This window comes from Enterobacter sp. UPMP2052 (assembly GCF_053709675.1).
The window spans coordinates 21,698-38,845 of sequence record NZ_JBSKJR010000016.1; the positions used below are offsets into that span (position 1 = coordinate 21,698).

The 17,148-nt window shown below is 41.2% G+C and carries 19 protein-coding genes and 1 other RNA gene; 16 read left to right on the forward strand and 4 right to left on the reverse strand.

What is annotated here, in order from left to right; all coding sequences use genetic code 11:
* Positions 1–15: 15 nt before the first annotated feature.
* On the reverse strand, positions 16–609 hold the full coding sequence (grpE, locus tag ACWKX3_RS22450) for a nucleotide exchange factor GrpE (protein WP_042321711.1): 594 nt from the start codon (positions 607–609) through the stop codon (positions 16–18).
* Positions 610–731: 122 nt separating this feature from the next.
* Here grpE and nadK point away from each other — a divergent pair, with 122 nt between their 5' ends.
* The 3 genes from nadK to bamE all read left to right on the forward strand — a co-directional run bounded on the left by nadK (position 732) and on the right by bamE (position 3,834).
* Entirely contained in the window at positions 732–1,610 is an 879-nt protein-coding gene (gene nadK / locus ACWKX3_RS22455; RefSeq protein ID WP_042321716.1) for an NAD(+) kinase, read from the forward strand.
* Positions 1,611–1,695: 85 nt separating this feature from the next.
* Entirely contained in the window at positions 1,696–3,357 is a 1,662-nt protein-coding gene (recN, locus tag ACWKX3_RS22460; protein ID WP_368748049.1) for a DNA repair protein RecN, read from the forward strand.
* 138 nt (positions 3,358–3,495) lie between these two features.
* Positions 3,496–3,834, forward strand: a complete 339-nt coding sequence (gene bamE / locus ACWKX3_RS22465) for an outer membrane protein assembly factor BamE (protein ID WP_006178060.1) — start codon at positions 3,496–3,498, stop codon at positions 3,832–3,834.
* A 94-nt stretch (positions 3,835–3,928) separates the two neighbouring features.
* Here bamE and ACWKX3_RS22470 read toward each other — a convergent pair whose 3' ends face one another.
* Positions 3,929–4,216 carry an RnfH family protein gene (locus ACWKX3_RS22470; RefSeq protein WP_006178061.1) on the reverse strand — a complete coding sequence of 96 codons (288 nt, stop codon included), beginning with the start codon at positions 4,214–4,216 and terminating at the stop codon, positions 3,929–3,931.
* On the reverse strand, positions 4,206–4,643 hold the full coding sequence (locus ACWKX3_RS22475) for a type II toxin-antitoxin system RatA family toxin (protein ID WP_199559838.1): 438 nt from the start codon (positions 4,641–4,643) through the stop codon (positions 4,206–4,208). Before ACWKX3_RS22475 ends, ACWKX3_RS22470 begins: the two co-directional genes overlap by 11 nt.
* Before the next feature lie 156 nt (positions 4,644–4,799).
* Between ACWKX3_RS22475 and smpB the strand changes: the two genes are divergently transcribed.
* The 13 genes from smpB (at position 4,800) to ACWKX3_RS22540 (ending at position 16,622) form a co-directional block, all read left to right on the forward strand.
* Complete coding sequence (smpB, locus tag ACWKX3_RS22480; protein WP_006178063.1) at positions 4,800–5,282, forward strand: SsrA-binding protein SmpB; 483 nt, start codon at positions 4,800–4,802, stop codon at positions 5,280–5,282.
* Between the two features lie 89 nt (positions 5,283–5,371).
* Positions 5,372–5,734: a transfer-messenger RNA gene (gene ssrA / locus ACWKX3_RS22485) on the forward strand.
* 165 nt (positions 5,735–5,899) lie between these two features.
* Positions 5,900–7,129 carry an integrase arm-type DNA-binding domain-containing protein gene (locus tag ACWKX3_RS22490; protein ID WP_454542500.1) on the forward strand — a complete coding sequence of 410 codons (1,230 nt, stop codon included), beginning with the start codon at positions 5,900–5,902 and terminating at the stop codon, positions 7,127–7,129.
* A gap of 227 nt (positions 7,130–7,356) precedes the next feature.
* Positions 7,357–8,157: a hypothetical protein gene (locus ACWKX3_RS22495; protein WP_454542501.1), complete on the forward strand. Its 801-nt coding sequence runs from the start codon at positions 7,357–7,359 to the stop codon at positions 8,155–8,157.
* A gap of 510 nt (positions 8,158–8,667) precedes the next feature.
* Entirely contained in the window at positions 8,668–9,762 is a 1,095-nt protein-coding gene (locus ACWKX3_RS22500; protein WP_454542502.1) for a nucleoid-associated protein, read from the forward strand.
* Positions 9,755–11,014, forward strand: coding sequence for a hypothetical protein (locus tag ACWKX3_RS22505; RefSeq protein ID WP_454542503.1), 1,260 nt, complete (start codon positions 9,755–9,757; stop codon positions 11,012–11,014). Before ACWKX3_RS22500 ends, ACWKX3_RS22505 begins: the two co-directional genes overlap by 8 nt.
* 300 nt (positions 11,015–11,314) lie before the next feature.
* The gene (locus tag ACWKX3_RS22510) at positions 11,315–12,919 is read left to right on the forward strand and encodes an AAA family ATPase (RefSeq protein WP_454542504.1); all 1,605 of its coding nucleotides are present in this window, start codon (positions 11,315–11,317) and stop codon (positions 12,917–12,919) included.
* On the forward strand, positions 12,897–13,769 hold the full coding sequence (locus ACWKX3_RS22515; protein ID WP_252016073.1) for an HNH endonuclease signature motif containing protein: 873 nt from the start codon (positions 12,897–12,899) through the stop codon (positions 13,767–13,769). Before ACWKX3_RS22510 ends, ACWKX3_RS22515 begins: the two co-directional genes overlap by 23 nt.
* A gap of 120 nt (positions 13,770–13,889) precedes the next feature.
* A complete protein-coding gene (locus tag ACWKX3_RS22520; protein WP_454542505.1) occupies positions 13,890–14,258 on the forward strand; it encodes a hypothetical protein in 369 nt (122 codons plus the stop codon).
* Positions 14,227–15,414, forward strand: coding sequence for a relaxase/mobilization nuclease domain-containing protein (locus ACWKX3_RS22525; protein WP_454542506.1), 1,188 nt, complete (start codon positions 14,227–14,229; stop codon positions 15,412–15,414). The genes ACWKX3_RS22520 and ACWKX3_RS22525 overlap by 32 nt, the downstream gene beginning before the upstream one ends.
* A 223-nt stretch (positions 15,415–15,637) precedes the next feature.
* Positions 15,638–15,916, forward strand: coding sequence for a hypothetical protein (locus ACWKX3_RS22530; RefSeq protein ID WP_079987280.1), 279 nt, complete (start codon positions 15,638–15,640; stop codon positions 15,914–15,916).
* A 32-nt stretch (positions 15,917–15,948) separates the two neighbouring features.
* Positions 15,949–16,335, forward strand: a complete 387-nt coding sequence (locus ACWKX3_RS22535) for a hypothetical protein (RefSeq protein WP_454542507.1) — start codon at positions 15,949–15,951, stop codon at positions 16,333–16,335.
* 20 nt (positions 16,336–16,355) lie between these two features.
* On the forward strand, positions 16,356–16,622 hold the full coding sequence (locus ACWKX3_RS22540; RefSeq protein WP_009484054.1) for a hypothetical protein: 267 nt from the start codon (positions 16,356–16,358) through the stop codon (positions 16,620–16,622).
* 36 nt (positions 16,623–16,658) lie between these two features.
* Here the strand turns inward: ACWKX3_RS22540 and ACWKX3_RS22545 are convergent, their stop codons facing one another.
* Positions 16,659–17,096, reverse strand: a complete 438-nt coding sequence (locus ACWKX3_RS22545; protein ID WP_200025798.1) for a hypothetical protein — start codon at positions 17,094–17,096, stop codon at positions 16,659–16,661.
* Between the last annotated feature and the right edge of the window lie 52 nt (positions 17,097–17,148).

The following is a 17,148-nucleotide window of genomic DNA, read 5'->3' on the forward strand; positions in this document are numbered from 1 at the left end:
CTACGGGTCGGCAAATTACGCTTTCGCTTTCGCCACGGTCACCATCGCTGCGCGAATGGTACGGCCGTTCAGGGTATAGCCTTTCTGCATCACGCCAAGCACGTTACCGGCCTGAACGTCGTCAGATTCCACCATAGCAATCGCCTGGTGAACGTTTGGATCCAGCGCGACGTTGGTCTCGGCAATCACTTCCACGCCGAACTTGCGAACCACATCCAGCATGGATTTCAGCGTCAGTTCGATACCTTCGATCATCGCCGTGTTGTCCGGGTTAGCCTTGTCAGCCACTTCCAGGGCACGATCGAGACTGTCGATCACCGGCAGCAGTTCGTTGACAAACTTCTCCAGCGCGAACTTATGCGCTTTCTCAACGTCCAGCTCGGTACGACGACGCAGGTTTTCCATTTCCGCTTTGATGCGCAGTACAGCTTCGCGTTCGCGATTCTGCGCTTCTGCCAGCTGAGTTTCCAGGTTGGCAATTTTTTCATCGCGCGGGTCCACCTGATCAGCAGACGCGTCTGACTCTACGGCCTCAACCTCGTCGTGCTGTTCCGTGATAATTTCTTCCGGGGCTTGCCCCTCAGGCGTTTTCTGTTCTTTACTACTCATGAATTTCTCCGCGTTTTTCTGCATTCATCTCGCTAACTTCGCTTATTATGGGGATCAGTTTCCGGGATTCAAGGGAACAAGACAGATTGTCATCATTCATCAGGCACAAGGACCTCCAGAAAATGAATAATCATTTCAGGTGTATTGGGATCGTCGGGCACCCGCGTCACCCCACCGCATTGACGACACATGAAATGTTGTATCGCTGGCTGAGTGGCAAGGGCTATGACGTGATGGTTGAGCAGCAAATCGCCCAGGAGCTGCAGCTCAAAGGTGTCAAAACCGGCACGCTGGCAGAGATTGGTCAACAGGCCGATCTGGCGGTAGTGGTAGGCGGCGATGGCAATATGCTTGGTGCGGCCCGCACCCTGGCCCGCTATGACATCAAGGTTATCGGAGTCAACCGAGGCAATCTGGGTTTTTTAACTGACCTTGACCCGGACAACGCCCAACAGCAGCTTGCCGACGTACTGGAAGGCCACTACATCAGCGAAAAACGCTTTTTGCTGGAAGCTCAGGTGTGCCAGCAGGATTGCCAGAAACGCATCAGCACCGCCATTAACGAAGTGGTTCTCCACCCCGGAAAAGTGGCGCACATGATTGAATTCGAAGTCTATATTGACGAGATTTTCGCGTTCTCCCAGCGTTCTGACGGCCTGATTATTTCTACCCCGACAGGCTCCACGGCCTACTCACTCTCGGCCGGAGGCCCGATCCTCACTCCCTCGCTGGATGCCATAACGCTGGTGCCGATGTTCCCACATACGCTCTCTGCGCGCCCGCTGGTCATCAACGGCGACAGCACTATCCGCCTGCGGTTCTCACACCGCCGGAGCGACCTGGAGATCAGCTGCGACAGCCAGATTGCACTGCCGATACAGGAGGGTGAAGACGTGCTCATTCGCCGCTGCGATTATCACCTGAACCTGATCCATCCAAAAGACTACAGCTATTTCAACACATTAAGCTCGAAGCTAGGCTGGTCAAAAAAATTGTTCTGATTTTGCATCCAGCACTTTACTGTATAAAAAACCAGTTTATACTGTATGAAAACACAGTTATGGTTTTTCATACAGGAAAACAATTATGCTGGCACAACTGACCATCAGTAACTTTGCCATTGTTCGTGAGCTTGAGATCGATTTTCATAGCGGCATGACGGCGATCACCGGCGAAACCGGTGCAGGTAAATCCATTGCCATTGATGCCCTCGGCCTGTGCCTCGGCAGCCGTGCCGAAGGTGATATGGTTCGCACAGGTGCAAACCGTGCCGATCTCTGCGCGCGCTTTTCCCTGAAGGACACCCCGGCGGCGCTCCGCTGGTTGGAAGCAAACCAGCTTGAAGACGGACGTGAGTGTTTACTTCGCCGCGTAATAAGCAGCGATGGTCGCTCACGCGGCTTCATCAACGGTACGGCGGTCCCCCTTTCTCAGCTTCGCGAACTCGGCCAGTTGCTCATCCAGATCCACGGTCAGCACGCTCACCAGCAGCTTATCAAACCTGAGCAACAAAAAGCCCTGCTGGATGGTTATGCAGGTGAGTACGCACTTACTCAGCTGATGGCCGATCACTATCGTCAGTGGCACCAGAGCTGCCGGGAACTTGCGCAGCATCAGCAGCAAAGCCAGGAACGCGCCGCGCGTGCCGAGCTGCTGGAGTACCAGCTGAAAGAGCTGAACGAATTCAACCCGCAGCCGGGCGAGTTTGAGCAAATCGACGAAGAGTACAAGCGTCTGGCCAACAGCGGGCACCTGCTCTCAACCAGTCAAAACGCGCTCAACATGCTGGCAGATGGCGAAGACGTCAACCTGCAGAGCCAATTGTATAATGTGCGCCAGCTGCTGACAGAACTGGCAGGCATGGATAGCAAGCTCGGCGGCGTACTGGATATGCTGGAAGAAGCGGCCATTCAGATCTCTGAAGCCAGTGATGAGCTGCGCCATTACTGCGAGCGCCTGGAACTCGATCCGAATCGCCTGTTCGAGCTTGAGCAGCGCATTTCCCGTCAGATCTCGCTGGCGCGCAAACATCATGTCTCTGCGGAAGAGTTACCTAATTACTATCAGTCTCTGCTCGAAGAGCAACAGCAGCTTGACGATCAGGCCGACTCTCTGGAGACCTTATCCCTGGCGGTGAACCTGCACCATCAGCAGGCGCTGGCAACGGCTAAGCAGCTGCATGACGTTCGGCAGCACTATGCACAGGAGTTGAGCCAGCACATCACCGACAGCATGCGCACGCTGGCAATGCCGCACGGTGTGTTCGCTATTGACGTTCGCTTCGAAGAGACACACTTAACGGCTGAAGGTGCCGATCGCATTGAATTCCGCGTGACCACGAACCCTGGACAGCCTTTACAGGCTATTTCGAAAGTTGCCTCCGGCGGTGAGCTGTCGCGCATCGCGCTCGCCATCCAGGTGATTACCGCGCGTAAGATGGACACCCCGGCGCTGATTTTCGATGAAGTGGACGTAGGGATCAGTGGCCCGACGGCTGCCGTCGTGGGCAAACTGTTACGTCAACTGGGCGAATCAACGCAGGTGATGTGCGTTACCCACCTGCCGCAGGTTGCGGGTTGTGGTCATCATCACTTTATCGTCAGTAAAGAAACCGATGGTGAAATGACTGAAACGCACATGAAACCTCTCGACAAACGCGCGCGTTTACAAGAGCTGGCGCGCCTGCTGGGCGGGAGTGAGGTCACCCGTAACACCCTCGCTAACGCGAAAGAACTGCTGGCAGCATAAACTTTTTCAGGATCTCAGGGTCATACAGAACAATAAAAACGCCGCTAGACCGGTTTCAAAGTGGGGCAAGGTCTATTATCATCGGCATATTACATATGAGCCGCGTACTGCTCGGGCCCGAAAAGGAATCAAATCACTATGCGCTGTAAAACGCTGACCGCTGCCGCTGCGGTTCTTCTGATGTTGACCGCAGGCTGTTCCACTCTGGAGAAAGTGGTTTACCGTCCTGACATCAACCAGGGGAACTACCTTACCCCTAACGATGTGTCTAAAATCCGTGTAGGGATGACACAACAGCAGGTCGCTTATGCACTGGGAACCCCGATGATGTCCGATCCATTCGGTACAAACACCTGGTTCTATGTGTTCCGTCAGCAGCCTGGTCACGAAAACGTGACCCAGCAGACCCTGACCCTTACCTTCAGCAGCGCCGGTGTGTTGACCAATATCGACAACAAGCCAGCCCTGACCAAGTAATCAGGCTACTGAATTGCAAAAAGGTGCTCAATGAGCACCTTTTTTGTATTTATCACCTCACCCGCCTGGGGAGAGAACAAGGCTGTTGGGATAATTACTTGCCGGATTTTTCCGCACGTTGACGACGCAGCTCTTTAGGGTCGGCAATCAGAGGGCGATAAATCTCAACCCTATCGCCATCCTTCAGCACATCAGCCAGTTTCACCGGACGGCTATAAATACCCACCTTATTTTTCGCCAGATCGATATCACTGCGAAGTTCAAGCAAGCCCGAAGCACGAATGGCGTCTTCCACCGTCGCACCCTCTTCCAGCGTTACGCGCTGTAAATATTGCTTCTCTGGCAGCGCATACACCACTTCCACAGCAACCTTAAGCGACACTGTAAACCTCTTTGGCGCGGGTGGTGAACGCCTGAACCATATTTGAGGCCAGTTCTTTGAAGATACGGCCAAACGCCAGTTCGATCAGCTTATTGGTAAATTCAAAGTCCAGATGGAACTCAATGCGACAGGCATCCGCGCTCAGGGGCGTAAACTTCCAGCCCCCCATCAGGGACTTGAAGGGACCGTCCACCAGATGCATCAAAATACTCTGATTATTGGTCAACGTATTGCGCGTGGTGAACGTCTTGCTAATCCCCGCTTTGGACACATCCACTGCCGCCGTCATCTGGGTAGGACCGGATTCCAGCACCCGACTGCCGGTGCACCCCGGGATAAACTGCGGGTAAGACTTCACGTCGTTCACTAACTGATACATTTGTTCCGCGCTGTAAGGAACAAGCGCAGTACGGCTAATCTGAGGCATAGCATTTTCCATGGTCACACAACGGACAAATAATAGCATTTATCACCTGTTAAAAAAACGCTAAGCCTTATCTCGTGCTAATATAGCGCGTTAGACCTCACGGGACGCAATGAGGTGACTTTTTGAAATCAGATTACCGACGGCTTTACGACACTTATGACGAAGAAAAAAGCACATAAACCAGGCTCGGCGACCATTGCGCAGAACAAGCGTGCTCGCCACGAGTATTTCATCGAAGAAGAATTCGAAGCTGGCCTTGCGCTGCAGGGCTGGGAAGTAAAATCGCTGCGCGCGGGTAAAGCGAACATTGGCGATAGTTACGTGATCCTGAAAGACGGCGAGGCCTTCCTGTTCGGCGCAAACTTCACGCCACTGACGGTCGCCTCTTCACACTACGTGTGTGACCCCACGCGTACCCGTAAGCTGCTGCTGAACAAGCGCGAGCTGGAGTCCCTGTACGGACGTATCAACCGTGAAGGCTTCACCGTGGTGGCGCTCTCTATGTACTGGAAAAATGCCTGGTGCAAAGTGAAAATTGGCGTCGCGAAAGGTAAGAAACAACATGACAAACGTACTGATCTGAAAGAGCGCGAATGGCAGCTGGATAAAGCACGTATCATGAAAAACGCAGGACGTTGATTTCGAGCGCTTATTGTACAATTCAATAAGTTAGCTTTCCGGGCTGGTATCCTGAACGAGAAGTCTGGTATACTGTGCCTAACACTATTGGGGCTGATTCTGGATTCGACGGGATTTGCGAAACCCAAGGTGCATGCCGAGGGGCGGTTTGCCTCGTAAAAAGCCGCAAAAAAATAGTCGCAAACGACGAAAACTACGCTTTAGCAGCTTAATAACCTGCTAAGAGCCCTCTCTCCCTAGCTTCCGCTCTTAAGACGGGGATCAAGAGAGGTCAAACCCAAAAGAGATCGCGCGGATGCCCTGCCTGGGGTTGAAGTGCTAAAACTAATCAGGCTAGTTCGTTAGTGGCGTGTCTGTCCGCAGCTGGCGTGCGAATGTAAAGACAAACTAAGCATGTAGTACCGAGGATGTAGAAATTTCGGACGCGGGTTCAACTCCCGCCAGCTCCACCACTTTTTAGTTGTTTGAAGTATACTGAAGTCTACTAAGCCCGCATGGAACCAGCCTTGCGGGCTTTTTTACGTCTATTGTAGTCTAGTGAGAATTGCTGAGAACTATCACTTATGGCACCCTGAATGGGACCCACAACGAAGGGTCCAAAAATCGAGGGTCCCAAAATGGCAAAAATCGCTAAGAAGCTCACTGACACTGAAATCAAAAGCACGAAGCCAGCCGATAAAGAAATCAACTTGTTTGACGGTGATGGTTTGATCCTGCGAATCGCTCCTCTCACAAAAGGAGGGAAGAAGAATTGGTATTTCAGATATGCGGTCCCAGTGAGTAAGAAAAGAACCAAAATGAGCCTTGGGACCTATCCTCACCTTACACTGGCAAGAGCCAGAACCTTACGAGATGAATACCTTTCCTTGCTTGCCAATGGCATTGATCCCCAAGTCCATAACAGCAATAAAGCTAATGCCTTAAAGAATGCTACTGAACACACTCTCCAAGCCGTGGCAAGGAAATGGTTAGATGAGAAGGTAAAGACCTCAGGTATCTCACAAGACCATGCAGAAGACATCTGGCGAAGCCTAGAGAGAAATATCTTTCCAGGATTGGGTAATGTTCCTGTCAATGAGATCCGACCCAAACTCTTAAAGCAACACCTTGACCCTATTGAGCAACGGGGAGTCCTCGAAACCTTACGGCGAATCATTTCCCGATTAAATGAAATTTTCCGCTATGCCGCAACAGAAGAACTCATAGAATTCAATCCTGCTGACAACCTTGGTCAACGGTTCAGTAGGCCTAAAAAACAGAATATGCCAGCATTACCCCCTTCCGAACTCCCCCGCTTCCTGGTTGCTCTAATCAATGCTTCTATCCGTTTAGAAACAAGGCTACTGATTGAGTGGCAACTTCTCACATGGGTTCGCCCTGGTGAAGCTGTTCGCACAAGATGGGCTGATATAGATATCGATAATTCAATGTGGAACATCCCGGCTGAGTTTATGAAAATGAAGAAGCCTCACAAAGTTCCACTAAGCAAAGAAGCTTTGAGAGTCCTGGAGTCAATGAAAGGGATTAGTGGGCATCGTGGATGGGTGTTTCCAAGCATAAAGGCTCCTCTTAACCATATGCATGAACAAACAGCTAATGCGGCCATAATCCGTATGGGCTTCGGAGGTGAGCTTGTAGCTCATGGAATGAGATCTATTGCACGAACGGCCGCAGAGGAGTCGGGTAAGTTCAGGACAGATGTCCTAGAAGCGGCCCTTGCACACTCGAAGACAGATGAAATAATTGCAGCCTATAACCGAGCAGAATACATAGTAGAACGAGTGGCTCTCATGCAGTGGTGGGGTAATTATGTCCAAGCTCAAAGGCTAAAAGTCATTGCTGCTTGATAAACAACTATCAACGCAGTTATTTTATATAACCATCTCAATTCATTAACTTTATTTCTGGAAGAAAGAATGAAACAAAACAAATACAAAAGGGTAATTGATCATTTAGCATCAAAAATTGCTCCGAAGAGGATATCATTATTAATTTAGAATTATTTAATTTAACCATGTAATTTTAAACCCATGATAAAAGCCCACTACAGAATTGGACTATAAAGGAAATTATTATGCAGCATGATACAACAGAAATCATAAAAAAACATTTTAAGAACAAAGAAAAATTTATAGATATTAAGAAAGTTAGTACACGAACGGAAACTTTCTTTGGTAAAGAGTTCACTACAATCATTATGCAAAAAAATGAATTAGGAAAGGAAAAATCTAAAAACAACGGACCTTACGTCTGTATAGTTGAAAACGAAAGCGGAATAGTTCATTCTTCAAGGAAGATTTATGTACGCCAATTAATAAACAAAAAAATATTTAATATTTTCTTTATTCCCTTTTTGCTAATTTTATTTTTGATATGCCTTGGGTATTACAGCATTGTCTTTTTTGCAATATTATCATATCTTTTACCCATATTATTTGGATATATGATTTATTCTATGACATATGACCAAATGGGTGATTACTTAAAGAAAATGGCTGACTTTGTTGTAATATTTACAGGAGCCATTGGCGCAACCGTATTGATTCTAGAATTTATTGATATAAATGTATTTAAAGAAAATGTTTTTATTTTTGAAGTAATAACCTTCTCCCAAGCAAAAATAAATCACCTAAAAGCTTTCCGTGTACTTGCCGTTGAAATATTTATTTTCTTCTACACAATAAAATTATTTATTTCCTTCACTGAATTTAGAATTGCAAGGAAAGAGTGGATTTCAAAAGGAACTATAAATTCAATTTTTGTAACAAACTCTCCAAAAAAAATTTTGCGTTCCAAACTCAAAACCCTAGTAAAGAAAGCCACTTACAAGATTATAAATTTATATCTAGAAGTTAAACATAAAATTTTTCAGTAAGATTTTCTTGTCATAACGTATATTAATGGTGAGAGAAGTATGCTGCCTGAAATGGTAAAAAAGGCAGCATAATAAAGATACTCACCTAATAATGTTTTAGGCTCCTCAATAATTATAAGAACCAAAAGACTTAGTGCATTGAAAAAAAGCATTTTACGCATAATCATTCCTTACAATATCATTTGCACTAATAAAGCACATAAAAATTTAAAGTCAACAGCATACTAAATATTATATTGATTATTTAGTGCTGTCATGCGAATATTACTTTATTTTGTATAGAAATGATATTAAAGTAATTAATCCGTATTTTTTATTAATAGAATAAATAGTAATTTTCGATATTTTTTTGCTACATAATTGATGTTTCCTCTACTTGATGAAATCCATTTGACCAAGATCATAAATTCCCAATCGGTTATGTTGTGCAGATTCGCCAATGTGCTAAAATGTTATGCAAGGGTACATTTTAAAAAATGTCGATAAATAACAATGCATTAGGGGTTAACATTGACTTCTTTACAGGTTTTGAATGCTATCGCTGTTAGGATTACACCTCCAAAGAACGAACAGAAAGATTGGTCCTATACCTTAGGTGCTCTCTGGCCCACCGATCAGCAGGAAGTCATCACATTTACAACGAAAGTAGATGCAAGATTTCATAAGAGCAGTAAATCTCATGCGAAGTTTCAAAAACCTTATCCAGGAAGCTCTTTCCCTTCAAAGCTGTCAAAATTTTTAGAAAAAGAAACTTCATTCGAAGTCTTCGTAGATGATTTTATCCAGAAAAAGTTAATTACATCTGCAAGACAATCCAGAGCAAGTAATGGTGCAATATTGGTTTTTACTCATTACCAACTGCAACATGAAAAGGAAGATGGTTCTGTTCATAAAGATTTCGAGCGACTTCTTGTTTTAATGCTTAAAAACACCGATGCACTAAGATTCAAAGAAAACCTACAACTAAATCCCGTTGATATAATTGACTTAGATAAATTCTTGCAGGGAGCAAGAATTGATATAACCAGATTTATGTCTGAGGAGGTAGAAGATGAAGACAAAAATAATTTATGCTTCATCCGTGGAACTGGTGATGTAAGAAAATATTTTACCGAATCAATTGGTGCCGAAGATATTATCTCCAATAAAACCAGTAGTGAACAATGTATTAAAGCTTTGGAACAATTCTCTCATCAAAAAGAATTTGGTCGTGCTTTGAGAGAAAAAATCGAATCCAAGGTTCAGGAACTATTTAATAATTGTAAGCGTGGACAGTCCATAACCTTAGAAAAGATTCAAACACAAATCGATGCTATTATACCTGTTGATTTAGCAGAGCATAAAAATACATTCGTAGATTTTGTAAACGAAAATGGATTTGAAGTTAATGAAGAATTCGAAGTATCTGCAAGTGATAAAAGACAATATGAATGGTTAGATTTTGAAACCAATATTGCAAAAATGAGTGTAAGAAAACATCAGATTGGTTTGCCTGGTTCTGATAGACCAATTATCTTTGACACAGAAACAAACGAAGTAAAGCTAACTCAGAAGATTAATGATCCAATAATTATTGCTCGGCTGAAAGAGCTTGCAAATGAATAATAGAGAAATACTTAGTCTCTTGCTAAAAATAAAGCAAGAAGCTAAAAATATCGAATATGATGACCCATATCAGGTATGGGTCTTCGACAATTCCTCTTATGTAGCAATAGAGGACGATATTTCTCGTCTAAAAGAAGTTGATGATCTAAAGTTAGAAGCAATAAAAAAAGAAAGTATCGTAAAGGTATCACTTTTATTAACATCAGATATCAATTGGTTTTCTACCACAATTGAATATTTTAAAACTCTTAGGGTAAGAATAAAGAGCAGTAAAGAAGCAATCGATGATTTCTACATTGAAAATTTAAGTTCAGAAGAAATAGAAACCATATCTAATTCTTCAAAAGCATATATACAATGGTGTGAAATACTCTCAAAAATTGCAGACCACGTAGAATACGATGATTCAAATTTTTGGCCAAATTATATTTTTGTTATGGAAGGTGGTAAATCAAAGAAAATCACCACTTACAATTTACCATTAAAAAATGTTGATGAGAATTTTCTAAATTCGGTTGATATTAGCCCGTGTGATGTGTCTACTTTGACAAATGTTGACCTGCACTCCTATGAGCGAAAACTTGTATTAAGATCATCGTTAATTGAGTTATATAACGATTCTAATGAGAAAAATACGTTCCTTAGCTCAGTGTTAAATTCACCGAAAAAATTGTGGGATTTATTTTCCATTAACTATGAAATATACATCAACAAATATTCCATAAATAAAGTAATACACGAGGTTGAAACTCAGAAATTAGATTTCTTATCAAAGCTTAATTCTTTGATTCAAGAACATCAGACCAAATCACTTTCTATACCTGCTGTTCTGGTAAGTACAGCCATAATAAAGGGCTGGTCTCCATCTGGTTTACTGCTTATATTTGTAGCTATGCTACTTACGTGCTCTGTAGTTATATTGGGCATCCATAATGCCAAAAAATCATTATCAGATATTATTGAATCATCTAATAAGACGATGATTTTATTCACGAAAGAGAATGCCAATGATGATGACGAAGCATTAACCAACCGTATTAATCTGATCACAACCGAAGCTTTAACCAAACTCAGTAATAAAAAAGTCGATGCTGAAAAAACCTTGAATAAGCTCCAATGGTTGATTTTCATTGGTGTATCAGTCTGGTCTATGTTTGTTTTATATCAATTCAAAGATAACATAATCCCAGTTATTGAATTAGCCTATCAGCATATAAAGAGTTTCATTACTTATTTATTAAGCAAGAGCTAATGAATAGAAGCTCTGCTTCTATTCATTGCCTTGCTTTTTATTCCCTATGGTCTAAAAAGTAAAAAAATATATTTCAAAAACCCGCATGAATTTTATTAGCATTAATGTTGGTAAAGTTGAGTTGTACGATAATTGATTAAAACTTTCATAACAAAAAAAACAAAAACCCTGTTCCACTTGAATTCCTATTGTTTTAAGGAGTATGATGTTGTTTAGTAATATGAATGATTTTTATGTGCATTTGCCATAGATAGCGAAATAAGCTGTACTCCTTTTTATATATTGTATGGAGTAAGAAGTATGAAGATCTATTTAACTATAAATGAATCGTTTAAAAAGTATCTTAAACCTGGAAATGATAGGACATTCTTTCTCAAGATACCTGATGCCATCCCATCTCTATTTGAAGGATTAGAATGCGACTTAGTCATAGTGGGTGGGAGTGATTATATATGCATTAATGATTTCTCACGCATTTTAATTGATAAAAATAGTAACTTCTATAATGATATCACTGAACAACTATCTAAAAGTGGAACGATAGAGATCTCTAAATTATTAACTGCTAAAAATAACAAAAGTTTCTTTAGCCAGGTTATGTCAGATAATTCATATTATCAGATAAAAGATATTCTAAAAACCAACTCAAAAAGATTCCTTCTAAAAATAAGAGATATAGGAGCACTTTCAGAATATAAAGGCGATGTAAAACCCAACAGATATATATTAGACAGGTTACTTGTTACAAACAAGCAGAAATATGCTTATTCTAAAGGAATAAAATATATTTCATCCCGCAGTGACAAAGCTTACATATCAAAAACTGCCGTCGATAATTTGAGCTGCGAAATACAGCACCCTATTGAAAACTATACTATCGCTCTTAATTTTAATAACAATGCACTAGGCAGAACCCCAATAAATGTTTTCATTGGGAAAAATGCAACAGGAAAAAGTTATGCACTAAAAAGTATTTCACATGAATTTATTACAGGCTATCGTCATTCAGAAGTTATAAACAAAGTTATAGTTATTTCTAATACAATTCAAGATCAATATGTTAAAAATAGAAAACAATTCGAAAAAGTAAGTAAGGGTATTCCAGTTGACTATGAATACTATTCGGCAATAAGCAATAAATCTTTTAATCAAGAAGACGGAGTTTCATCTCCTAAACTACTAAATTTAATAAACAAAATAATTGATAGATCAAACAATGAAAAATTACCATTTGATCCGTTGAAAGTTTTAGACTCACATATCAAAAAAGTACTTAATCAATTAGATTCCAGATTTACTCTCGACAGTGGAGTTTCTCTATCTTCTTTGTGGGATCTGAAAACATTTACATTAAATCAAACTATTAGACTTGAGGATGTTTGGTTTATTGAAAAAATAAATGGCCTCAGAGAAATCACTTATAGCTCAGGTCAATATTATGCACTGCTTCTGATGGCTTTTATATTATCTTCTATCCAGAATAACAGCATTATTCTTATAGATGAAATTGAAAACTTCCTGCATCCCAATCTAATTATTTCATTAATATCAAGTTTATCTGATTTATTGATTAGCACTAATTCTATCTGCTTGATTGCGACACATTCTCTGTATGTAGCACGAGAAATACCTCGCTCTGGTGTCCACATTTTTGAAAAGGACATTGATAATTCAATTTATACTTTCAACCCAAATATTGAAACTTATGGTGAGGACTTACAAAAGCTGAGTGCATATGTATTCTTCAGCAAGGATAGAGAGACAAAATATAATGAAAAAATCAGAAACATTGCCAAGAAATATAAAACCAAAAAAGATTTAGTTGATGAACTTCATGGCGACCTTTCTTATAGCCTATTAAGCAGGATAGCGGATAAAATCGATGAAAATAAAAAAACCAAATGATTTTTTTGTTGAGAATACAACCCAAAGAGCACTTCTTGAAGCAGTATGCTCGAACAGAAGTGGTAAATTAAAAACTTTCTTTTCACAAAATAAAGACATCTTCCTCGACGACAATGATAGATTTTATACAGAGTTTTTCAATTCTAATTTTTACAGAAACAGCCAATTAGATTATAGAACAGTACAAAAATCACTTAACAATTTATATAAAAGTGCAGCAGGTGATAACGAGCGTGCATATATAGGAATGATGAGAAGGCTTCATCGTCAATTGTTATGCCCATATTGCTTACGTTCAAATTGTAGAACACTAGACCATTACTTTGACAAAGTTTCCTATTCAGAACTATCCCTCAATATATGGAATTTAGTTCCTACATGTGGTGATTGTAACTTTAAGAAGCTAAGTACTCGTGTTACTAGTTCTTCTCAAAGATTTATCCATCCTTATTTTGATGAATTTTACGATAGAAATGAAAGCTATTTTTTAAAATTAATAACCACTGAAACTGAAAATGCGATTTTGGTTAACTTTGACTTTACTGCCAATCCGAACTTGGCTAACGAAAGTATTAGCAGTGTAATAAACTGGCACATTCAGGAACTTGAAATAACCATTGATAATGCAGATATGTTTAGAAAAGATTTTGAATATTACATTAATAAAACAAGACAAAAAGGGTTGCAAGACAGTACAGATATTGAACATTTTATCAATGAAGAACTTAGTTATGAACGAGAATTTTCATGGCGAGGAGTTATGCTAAATTCACTAAGCAGTGACAATGAAAACTTTCTAATTTTCATCGAGCTAGTTCATAGTCAAAAATACATTTTAAATGTTGAGTGATCGTATTGCAGAGACAAAAGGGTTTTGTATCGTATATTATCAATTGCTTATTCCGTATTAATTGACAAGGATGTTTAAATGTATTATTAGTTCTAAGATGACATATAAAAAGGAGTTTATATGATTAAACCAAAGAATTTATTAAGGAATTACTGTGTCAGTGTTCGTCTTAACGATAATGAATTGACCAAACTTAACTCTTTGAGGGGAAATTATTCAAAAGGCGAATGGCTTCGCATGGCCGCTCTTCAAAAATTACCTTCTGTAATACCAGCGATTAATACCGAAGCATGGAAAGCTTTATCAGATATATCGCAAAAGCTAAATCGCATTGCGGCCCACATAGATGGTAAGAGCAAAGATAGCCAGCTTACTCATACAGAGCTTTTCGCTGTGAAGCGACAACTGCAAGAGCTTCGCCAGCACCTGCTAAATGCTGACATATGGAGCAAACCCTATGAAGGGTATGCAGAAGATAAAAAGGGGTAAGAGCTTCGCTGGTGTTGTTCGTTATGTATTGCAACCGGGAGCACATCATAAAAGCGATCCAGTCGTAATTGGCGGGAACATGTTAAGTGGCTCTGCTCTTGAATTGATTTCCGAATTCAATGGCACAAAACAGCTTCGGCCAGATGTCCAGAAACCGGTGTGGCACAACTCACTTCGCCTGACTAGTGGAGAATCCCTAACGGCTGAACAATGGTCCAGCATAGCTAACGACTACATGAAGAGGTTAGGGTTCAGTGATACTCATCTTCGTTGTTATGTGCTTCATGACGATCCGGCTGGTCAGCACATACACATTATCGCAAGTCGCATAGATCTCAATGGTGGGAAGCTCTACTTGGGTAGGAATGAAAATCTCATCAGCACACAAATCATCAGTAAACTCGAAGTCGCTCATGGCCTGACCGTGACCAAGACAGCACCTTCCATTGCACCAAAGCAACCGAAGCGAAGAAAGGTTTCCCGCAATGAACAGATGCTTTCAGAACGGACTGGCCTTCCCTCCCCTAAAGAAGACCTAGAACAGATACTTGATAAAAGTTTGGCAGATTCACCGGACCTTTTAACTTTTATCAGGAGGCTGGAAGAAGCTGAAGTATCCTGGAAGGCCAATATTGCCTCTACCGGTAAAATGAACGGCTTCTCATTCTCTTACCGCGATATAGCTTTCAAAGCTTCGCAGTTAGGTAAGGGTTACTCCTGGGCAAATCTTAGTAACCGTCTTAACTATAACCCCGGCCACTTAGAAGCTCTGCGAATCGACATACCTGCAAAGGAAGTTTCTCAAGCTCCCATGCCAATACCTGCTCCTGCTCCTGCTCCTGCTCCTGCTCCTGCTCCTGCTCCTGCAACAATTTTGGAAACCAGGGAGCAAAAGGAAAGTATCAGTGAAAAAATTGCTGAACTCGAACTGCGACTCAGAAAAGACAGACGAAACGAGATCGTTGAGAAGATTCTCCAAAAGAATGCGGTTAACCAGCAAAAGCATCTCAGGCTTATCGGCTGGCTTCCATTTCTTAGAAGGCTTGCAGAGCTTCTCCGAAGCTATGGTAAGAGCATTCTTCACAAGCCCCTCCCTGGATTCTCAAATCTCTATGTAACCCGACCCTTACATAAAGAAAGGAAAATTCATTTATAAACAAAATCTTACCGCTTATCCCTGACAGCAATATCGTTTGGGTAGTGGTCAATTTAGGATAAGTCAACAATAAATTGATCGTTATTACAGATCAATAAACTAGTTATGATAGCTTTTACCTATCATGATTCAAACATCGATCGGTACAAGTGATTTTACTTTAGCCAGCCAGCCATCGAGAATCCCTACAAACACGCAGTAAATCTTCCACCCTGGGGTTGCTATGAAAAACGAAACAATTAAGTGCCCGTTCTGCTTTCAGGAGAGTCCGTTTGGTGTCCGTGTCTGCACCGGTTGTCATTCAACCATCAAATATGGAGCCGTTTCAGCCTGGTTAGCTTTACTGATAGGAATGGTACTGTTAGCGATTGCTTTCTTCATATTCGCTATCAGTCAAAGCTTTATATTAACTGTCGTTATCTATTTTGCCTCAGCAATTTCATTAAGATTTTATTTACGTAAGAAATTTGCACACAGAGCCGTTTTCACACATAAAAGCTAACTCGCCACTTTAAATATAATATGGATCATTAAATGAATAAAATTATAGTTATCTCCTTTTTCATTGCAATATTTTCAATTTCTGGGTGTTCAACATCAGGGAACCAGAACCTTAAAAACGAAACACCTCAAAGCCTCCAATCAAAGATCATTAAAAACAAAACAACTAAGACGGAATTACTCACTAAATTAGGTGAGCCTGATACAAGAACCACACTCGATGACGGAAATGAGCAGTGGAGATACTTTATGTATAACAATCAGTTCAATGCAACAACTTTCATTCCAGTTGTAGGGCTGTTTACTGGCGGTTCGCAGACTCAGTCTAAAACTCTTGAAATAGATTTTAAAGGTGAAATTGTCAGCAAATGGACGTTCTCCACTGACAATAACAATACCAAAACGGGCGTTCTTAACTGATTATTCCTGGAAAAATAAAAATGAAAACATACTCAATCCTTACCGTTATTCTTACAGCATTTCTTCTAACCGCATGTAACAGCGAACCCTCAGAAAAAGATATTTATACAGCTTTAAGTAAATGGACGGGAAGCCATCTTACATCAGTGAAAAAAGTTGATTGCACAAAAGAATCTGATAAAAGTTATAAGTGTAATGTCGTAACGGTAATTGATGGTAATCTCAAGCAAGCAGCATCTATTAAACTCCTAAAAACAGATGACGGCTGGCAGTTTGTAGGTAATTAAAATTGATTACTGAAATGAAGCTCCCGTAGGGAGCTTTTATAATCTAACATTTCTTACTCTGACTACTTCATGGGTTAACTCTTTCTCGATAACCTTCACTTCATACTGTGTTCTTACAACCGTATAAATTCCTTCTGCTTTTTCTTGATTGTTGTCAATATAGTTCACGAGAGAGTTTAGCTCTCTGATAACAGCCTCCTTATTGTTCAATCGCTGCAACAAAGTACTTGTAAGGCATTTGTATACAGAACTGAACATCGTCATAATGTTGTCTATGTTACGATTAGAGCGAGTGTATAGCTGTCTTGGGTAGAAATACTTTAAATGATAGCCAACAAAAAGCAGGTATAGCTGGTATGAGAAACTTTTATCGCCTGGCTGGTATCTTTTTGAGATATACTTATCGATGATAATGATAAGTTGCTCTTCCAGAGTAAATTCTGGATTGATGTTGCTTTTGTCCATAAAATGCATCCTTGCATAATTTAAATAGTCTTCCTGACCATATGTTTATATTTATCGCATT